Source organism: Exiguobacterium sp. s59, from assembly GCF_018617475.1.
Lineage (GTDB): Bacteria > Bacillota > Bacilli > Exiguobacteriales > Exiguobacteriaceae > Exiguobacterium > Exiguobacterium aestuarii.
Window position 1 is genome coordinate 419051 of the sequence record NZ_JACSKG010000004.1, and the last position, 7393, is coordinate 426443.

The following is a 7393-nucleotide window of genomic DNA, read 5'->3' on the forward strand; positions in this document are numbered from 1 at the left end:
GTCGTTGTTTTTATTTTGGTGATAATTCCTCTAACGTCCGATTCAACGCATCACTTTGGTCGCCCAAATCCGTACCTGCAGATTGTAAAGCGGACTGAACATGTGACCATCGATCGACACCATCGTTCAGCTCAAATAACTTTCGTTCGAGTAACGAACTGATTTCTCGCAACCGCTCATTTGATTCAATTAATTGCAAGAGCTGTCTTCCTGTGTGTGAGGTTTGATCCGTGATGGACTGAAACTCATCTAACTGAACCTTGATTTCACGGTCAATGACCTCAATCCCACCTTCCACTCGAAAAACGGCATCTTTTAATACATGTACTTCTTTTATAAAATCATTGACTTCTAATAGTAAGTCTTTTCGTTCTTCGTTCAGTGCTTCAATGGCATGGACTGCGAGTAACGTTGCTTCACTCGTCATTTTTGCAAGATTTCCGACCTCGCTAGCGACAACGGCAAACCCCTTACCGTGCTCACCAGCTCGAGCCGCCTCAATCGACGCGTTTAGCGACAACATCTTCGTGGCTGCCGACACCGAAAGGATGCTCTTTAGTGCCTCATCCGCTTTTGAGGAGTTCGACTCACTTTCCACAAGTTTTTGTTGAATGCTCTCCACTTGTTGCTCGACATAATCACTCGCCTCTTTCACGGAAGAGAACGTTTCAAGCTCTTCATGTAAAATGGATTTCAGTCGATTACCACGGTCGTCCACACTCGAAATTTGATGTTCCAGCGTTTCGATTTGTTGTGTGACTTCTCTCATTTTAAATGTGGAATCGCTCGTCACTGACTGATACGAATGACTCGTATGTTCAACTGTTGCCGCAACTTCACGGAATTGTTCAACTTGGTGATGGCTGTTCATCAGTTCTTTTTTAAAAACCGGAAGACTTTGATGAAATGCGCTCGCTGTCTTGCCCATCATGTCCATGGACTGATTCCATAAATGAATGAATGTGTTGAACTCGGTTTCGAGTATATGTATTTCTTTTGATTTTGCTCCGAGTGCCACATCATCGAATCGACGCGTTTCAACGGCGTGGCGCAATGAATGGGCCAATATACTCAACGGTTTGACTTCGCGATGAATGAATCGTGTGAAGAGGATGGCCATCCCAATCATCGCAATCAATAAGATGAAAATGATATATTGTCGCAATTCAGTCATTGGACCAAGCGCAGATTCTTTCGTGACGACGAGAACGTAATCTGCTTTTAGTTCTGGTATCGTAACTGAAGCCATTAACAATTCTTCTGTCTCTTCCACTTCCGTATTCATCGTTTGTGAAACTTTCTCCACAATCTGCTCTGTCTTCATCCCTTTTGATCCACTCAATTGATCAACAGAATCTCCACGTACTAAAAATTGTGCGGCTTCGAATTCATCTCCTGATAGAATAGAAGCTTGTTGCATATAAGTGGACTTCAATGAACGATTTAGTTGCTTCTCGTTTGCGACATACGCGTTGTAGGAGGTTTTCACCGATTCTCGCATGACTGTGACTTCCCGCATGAGGCGTTGCTCGATTTCTGCGGACAACAGTTGTTCCGACTTCATGGCGAACCAACTAAATGTAATGGTAAAGACAAGTAAAATAATCGGCATGAGTGTCCATTGGAGACGGTGCGCCATTTTGAACTGTCGATTCGATCGATTGTGTAGTTTCGCCTTCTCACTTAAATTCCGTTTAAAGACCCACTTCATGTGATGTCACCTCTTTTTCTATTCTCGCCTTTATATCGGTCTTGAGACGGTGGAAAATTATGAAGTAGATGTTAAGATAGCGTTAGAGTTTGTAAAGAGCACACATCCATTACGCATCCTAGATGCTTTTTCACATTCTTTTCGTTATGATAATGAAGAAACCTTATTTTCTTAAATCGATTGGAATCTTTCCAAAAGAAGGAGATTACGTATATGTCAGAAATTTTGCATCGTTCATTAACTCGTCCGATTCGTGTCGGTAACTTGATTATCGGAGGATCGAACGAAGTCGTCATTCAATCTATGACCACAACAAAAACTCACGACGTCGAGGCGACAGTCGCCGAAATTAAACGTCTAGAAGAGGCTGGGTGTCAAGTTGTTCGCGTGGCATGTCCAGACGAACGTGCAGCTGACGCACTCGCTGAAATCAAGAGCCGCATCAACATCCCGCTCGTCGTCGATATTCACTTCGACTATAAGCTTGCTTTAAAAGCCATCGAAAGTGGCGTCGATAAAATCCGCATCAACCCGGGTAACATCGGTCGCCGTGAAAAAGTCGAGGCTGTCGTAAACGCTGCGAAAGCAAAAGGTATTCCGATTCGAATCGGTGTCAACGCTGGATCACTCGAAAAACAATTCCTTGAAAAGTATGGCTATCCGACTGCACAAGGAATGGTCGAGAGCGCAATGCATCACGTGAAGATTCTTGAAGATCTCGGATTCTATAACACAATTATCTCGCTCAAAGCCTCTGACGTGAACTTGGCACTTGAAGCGTACACGCTCGCTGCGAAAACGTTTGATTACCCACTTCACGTCGGGATCACGGAATCAGGACCACTCTTCTCTGGCTCACTTAAATCAGCAGCTGGACTTGGTGCAATCCTCTCACTCGGAATCGGTTCAACGGTTCGTGTCTCGCTTTCAGATGACCCGGTAGAAGAAGTGAAAGTTGCGAAAGAAGTGCTCAAGTCATTCGGTCTTGCAGCGAACGCTGCAACATTGATTTCTTGTCCGACATGTGGTCGTATCGAAATCGATTTGATTTCGATTGCAAAAGAAGTCGAGGAATATATCCAAAATATTAACGTCAACATTAAAGTTGCCGTTCTAGGATGCGCAGTAAACGGTCCTGGTGAAGCCCGTGAGGCTGATATCGGTATCGCTGGTGCCCGCAATGAAGGTCTTCTTTTCCGCCACGGTAAGATTATCCGTAAAGTTCCTGAAGCTACGATGGTCGAGGAATTGAAAAAAGAGATCGATGCAATCGCTGCCGAGAAAATGGCTGAGCGTGAGCGCGAAGAACAAGAGCTTGCTAATCAATCTAATTAATGAATTAACATTCCCGCACGGTTGCAACCGTGCGGGTTTTTGATAGAATAGAGGGCATGTGAGGAGGAGTGATGAGATGCGAATCGGCATTGATTTAGATGGAACCGTTACGGACCCTAAAAGTTGTTTTATATACATGAATGAAGCACTCGGTTATTCCATTGATTATCATCGTGCGACGGAGTATGAGTTGCATACGTACACCACGATGGAACAACATGAGTTTTGGAAGTTTATGATTGAAGAAGGCCATGAGGAAGCGATTTATCGTCGTTCCCTTCCCCACTCTGATGTTTTAGAAGTACTGTGGAAGTTGAAGGACGAGCATCATCTTCATTACGTGACTGCAAGAAGCGAGGCGGTTCGACCAGTCACGGAAGAATGGATCACGAGTCACCGACTTCCACTCGATTCACTGGTGATGACCGGGTCACACGATAAAATCAATGTCGTCAAAGACTTGTCACTCGAACTATTCATGGAGGACCGTTATGAAAATGCAATTTCCATCCATGAAGAGACATCCATTCCCGTACTATTGTTCGATGCTCCCTATAATCGTAAAACGCTGCCCGAAGGCGTGACACGTATTTCAACGTGGCGCGAAGCCCATCATCAGATTGCCCACATCGAAAAACAAATGATTCTCAATCAACGCTAAAAGGCATTCCCGTCCAGTAAACGGGAATGCCTTCTTTTTATATACGACCAAGTTCTTCAATCACATCGCTTGCGAGTACGCTTGCTGGATGAATCGTCTGACTGATCGATTTAGCCGCGAGCGCATGCCATAGCACGGCTTGTTCATTCGGTGACCATGTTCCCCCTTCACGTGCCCATAGTGCAAGTAAAATCCCGGTCAATACGTCCCCACTTCCTCCTTTGGCAAGAGCAGAGGCTTCAACTGTATTGACGGCACCTGTTCCGTCTGGGGCGACGATGAGTGTAAACGTTCCTTTTAAAATCAAATGGACTCGATACTCTTTCGCAAATTCGGAGGCAATCGTGAAACGGTCACTTTCAATCTCTTCGACCGACTTACCTGTCAGTTTAGAAAATTCACCAGGGTGTGGAGTAAGGATGAGCGGTCCCCGGGTCTCAAGTCGCCTCTTCGATAATGCTCCCGCGTCTACAATGACGGGACAAGACTGTCGAGTTACTTGTTGCCAAATATGATCCACCCCTTCCCCCTCTACCATTCCAGGACCGATTGCAATCGCATCATATGTTTTTTCCAATTGATCTGAATGTTGATTGTACATCGCTTCAGGTAACGTCGATATGAGGGGGCTTGCCTCTCTCGGAATCGAAAGGTTTAACAGGCCGATGCCAGAACGTAGTGCCGCACGGCCCGCCATAAACGGCGCCCCGAGAAGATGACGACTCCCTCCAATCAGCATGCCATGCCCATAATCCGTTTTATGGCTGTAACGATCTCGCATTAGAAGTGATCGTTCAAAATCCGATTCGTTCAACATACGCCAGTCCGCTGTATGTGGGAGCCCGATGTCAATTCGTTCAAGTTGTCCATAATACGGCGCAGTACGGTTTAAAAACGCTGTCCGTTTATAACCGTGTAAGGAATAAGTATGGTTCGCCTGAACAGCCAAGCCGTCAAACTCACGGGCGTGGTCACTCGGCATACCTGAAGGGACATCGATCGACAACACCTTCGCCGATTGTTGGTTCACCCATTCGATGACGTCTCTTGCTTTTCCTGTAACTGCTCCCGATAACCCGACACCGAACAAGGCATCGATGATGACGTCCGTAGAGATCGGTTGCTCTATGATTTGAACAAACAATGACGCATAGGCGGCATGCGCCGATGCGGCCTCAGATTTACTTTCCCCAAGTGGTGACCACACGCTCACTTCATGACCTTTCATTGCAAGCTCTCTAGCGACGACCCATCCGTCTCCTCCGTTGTTTCCTTTCCCACAAATCACTAGAACGGTTGAAGACGAATCGATTTGAATCTTCGGTACAATTGCCGAGGCTGCTCGTTCCATCAGTACCGTATCGGGCATTCCGTTTTGGTTGGCGGTTTGATCAATCTGTTTGATTTCTGCAGCTGTGTAAATCATCTGACCTCCCCTTTCGATACAAAAAAAGGGATTGAATCAATTCAATCCCTTTTGCTTACATTCCTTACAATACCCATATATCTCGAATTTATGATCGACCACTTCGAATTCAGGATCGACCGTTTCCACAAATCGCATCGGACATAAATCGAGGAGCTTTGTCTTTCCACAACTTCGACAAATTAAATGGTGATGATGATGTGACGTGCCACAGGTGACACGAAATGATTTTTCTCCTTCAAGCTCCGTCGCTTCAAGAAGCCCCTCCTCTGCAAATGACTTGAGGTTTCGATATACCGTATCAAAACTCATCGTCGGATGCTTATCTCGCATATATTCCAGCACTTCTTTAGCGCTGATATAGCGATCTTCCTCAGAGAGAAAGGCGTACATTTCAAGACGTTTCGGCGTGACTTTCAAAGAAGACGCACGAAGACGATTCAATTGTTCAGTCTCATTCATGTTGTGCCCCCTTTTTCCTGAAACTCATCACATTCTCAAGAACCATGGCCCCAGCTAAGATGCCGACCGCGATCAAGACGATGACTCCACCTGGCGCAACATCAAGGTCATAAGCGAGGACGAGTCCGCCGATTGTCGCAACTTCACCGAAGATGATCGACCAAAGGATCGTCTGTTTGAAGCTTGAGGTGAATCGTAACGCCGCTGCAACCGGTAACGTAATCAAACTAGATACGAGGAGTGTACCGACGATTCGCATACTGACAGCGATCACAAGTGCCACAATGAACATGAACAATAGATGGAGCATCGTACTCGGTAGTCCTGACACTTTCGCTTGCTCTTCATCAAATGACAAGAAAAGTAACTGTTTATAGAAGATAAAAATCACGAGGACCGTTAAAACCGCTACACTGACAATCAACGTGATGTCTGATTGACTCACTGCAGAGATCGATCCGAACAGAAGCGTCGACAAATCCACGGAGAACCCTCTCGATAGAGAGATAAAGATTGCACTCAATCCCATCCCAGCTGACATCATGATTGGAATCGATAGTTCCTGGAAGTGTACATATTTACTTCGTAACCAGTTGAGTCCAAGTGCCGCCAATACTGAGATTAACGTTCCCATATAGAGCGGGTTGAGGTCCGCGAACAGGGCGATGTATTGCCCGAGAAACAAACTGAATGAAATACCGGCAAGTGTCATATGGGACAGCGCGTCGGCAATCAAGCTCATTCGTCTTACGACGATGAATGAACCGATGAGTGGCGCCGTAAAACCGATGACAAGCGCTGCAATGAACGCATAGCGTAGAAAACTGTATGTCCAAAGGTCTGCAATCATGTTGTACCCTCATGAACAAGCACTTTCACCGGATATGGCTTGATAGACGTTGCCAATTCACCGAGCTCACTATACTCTCGGAGACCACAATTACATGCTAAGCGCCCACGGTCGAGATGGACGACTTTCGTAACGAGGTCTGTTACAACGTTTAAGTCGTGAGTGACGAGAACAAACGTACACGTCGTGTGTTCTCTGAGCATATGCAACACTTCATAAAAATCCTGTAAATGTTTCTGGTCAACGCCAACCGTCGGCTCGTCTAAAATCAAAAGGTCAGGTTGGTTTACCATCGCCCGTGCGATAAAGACGCGTTGTTGTTGTCCTCCTGACAAGTCTCCAATTTTACGATGGCGGAACTGCCACATGTTGACCGTTTCTAATGCATTTTGAATCGCTGCCTGGTCCTCCATTTTGAGACGCTTGAATAAACCGAGGCGGCCATATCTTCCCATCGCCACAACTTCTTCAACGGTAACCGGGAATCCCGAGTTAAATGAAGCCGCTTTTTGGGAAACGTAACTGATACGAGACTTGTCTTTAAACTGCGAAATCGGCTTGCCGAACAGTTCGACGGATCCTTGTTGTGGATGGAGTAAACCAAGAATCGTTCGAATCAATGTCGACTTCCCAGAACCGTTTTCTCCAACGATTGCGACGAAGTCCCCTTGTCGAATATCAATCGAAACTTGTTGTAAGGCCGGTGTCCCATCATAGTAGTAGGACACATCGTTTAATTTGACGACGGATGCTGTCATCTAATCCCTTCTCTCATTTGATAAATCGTAATCATTTCTACTTTCTAGGCGTTTGTATTATACAAAATATCTGGCATGCCTTCAAGCCAGACCGTTTCTCCTATGCTAAATGGTGAACTACTCGCCACTTATTTGCTTCACAAATGGAAGTGGGAGCTTCTTGGGAAGATCGTACTTTTACTAGCCACGA

The 7393-nt window shown here is 45.7% G+C and carries 7 protein-coding genes; 2 read left to right on the forward strand and 5 right to left on the reverse strand.

What is annotated here, in order from left to right; translation table 11 throughout:
• Positions 1-10 precede the first annotated feature (10 nt).
• Positions 11-1711 carry a methyl-accepting chemotaxis protein gene (locus tag KNO91_RS10380; RefSeq protein WP_214817825.1) on the reverse strand — a complete coding sequence of 567 codons (1701 nt, stop codon included), beginning with the start codon at positions 1709-1711 and terminating at the stop codon, positions 11-13.
• 213 nt (positions 1712-1924) lie between these two features.
• Here KNO91_RS10380 and ispG point away from each other — a divergent pair, with 213 nt between their 5' ends.
• Entirely contained in the window at positions 1925-3046 is a 1122-nt protein-coding gene (ispG, locus tag KNO91_RS10385; RefSeq protein WP_074033343.1) for a flavodoxin-dependent (E)-4-hydroxy-3-methylbut-2-enyl-diphosphate synthase, read from the forward strand.
• Positions 3047-3122: 76 nt separating this feature from the next.
• Positions 3123-3707, forward strand: coding sequence for a 5' nucleotidase, NT5C type (locus KNO91_RS10390; protein WP_214794623.1), 585 nt, complete (start codon positions 3123-3125; stop codon positions 3705-3707).
• 37 nt (positions 3708-3744) lie between these two features.
• Here the strand turns inward: KNO91_RS10390 and KNO91_RS10395 are convergent, their stop codons facing one another.
• From KNO91_RS10395 to KNO91_RS10410, 4 genes are read right to left on the reverse strand one after another with little or no spacing between them, the layout of a single operon-like run.
• A complete protein-coding gene (locus KNO91_RS10395) occupies positions 3745-5133 on the reverse strand; it encodes an NAD(P)H-hydrate dehydratase (protein WP_214817827.1) in 1389 nt (462 codons plus the stop codon).
• Between the two features lie 36 nt (positions 5134-5169).
• Positions 5170-5595, reverse strand: a complete 426-nt coding sequence (locus KNO91_RS10400; RefSeq protein ID WP_214787447.1) for a Fur family transcriptional regulator — start codon at positions 5593-5595, stop codon at positions 5170-5172.
• Positions 5588-6445 carry a metal ABC transporter permease gene (locus tag KNO91_RS10405; RefSeq protein WP_214817829.1) on the reverse strand — a complete coding sequence of 286 codons (858 nt, stop codon included), beginning with the start codon at positions 6443-6445 and terminating at the stop codon, positions 5588-5590. Before KNO91_RS10405 ends, KNO91_RS10400 begins: the two co-directional genes overlap by 8 nt.
• The gene (locus KNO91_RS10410) at positions 6442-7203 is read right to left on the reverse strand and encodes a metal ABC transporter ATP-binding protein (RefSeq protein ID WP_214787445.1); all 762 of its coding nucleotides are present in this window, start codon (positions 7201-7203) and stop codon (positions 6442-6444) included. The genes KNO91_RS10405 and KNO91_RS10410 overlap by 4 nt, the downstream gene beginning before the upstream one ends.
• Positions 7204-7393: the final 190 nt, after the last annotated feature.

What these genes read in the sequence shown, in the direction of transcription:
- KNO91_RS10380 (WP_214817825.1), bottom strand. Translation starts at nt 1,711, where the DNA reads ATGAAGTGGGTCTTTAAACGGAATTTAAGTGAGAAGGCGAAACTACAC.
- KNO91_RS10405 (WP_214817829.1), bottom strand. Translation starts at nt 6,445, where the DNA reads ATGATTGCAGACCTTTGGACATACAGTTTTCTACGCTATGCGTTCATT.
- KNO91_RS10395 (WP_214817827.1), bottom strand. Translation starts at nt 5,133, where the DNA reads ATGATTTACACAGCTGCAGAAATCAAACAGATTGATCAAACCGCCAAC.
- KNO91_RS10410 (WP_214787445.1), bottom strand. Translation starts at nt 7,203, where the DNA reads ATGACAGCATCCGTCGTCAAATTAAACGATGTGTCCTACTACTATGAT.
- ispG (WP_074033343.1), top strand. Translation starts at nt 1,925, where the DNA reads ATGTCAGAAATTTTGCATCGTTCATTAACTCGTCCGATTCGTGTCGGT.
- KNO91_RS10390 (WP_214794623.1), top strand. Translation starts at nt 3,123, where the DNA reads ATGCGAATCGGCATTGATTTAGATGGAACCGTTACGGACCCTAAAAGT.
- KNO91_RS10400 (WP_214787447.1), bottom strand. Translation starts at nt 5,595, where the DNA reads ATGAATGAGACTGAACAATTGAATCGTCTTCGTGCGTCTTCTTTGAAA.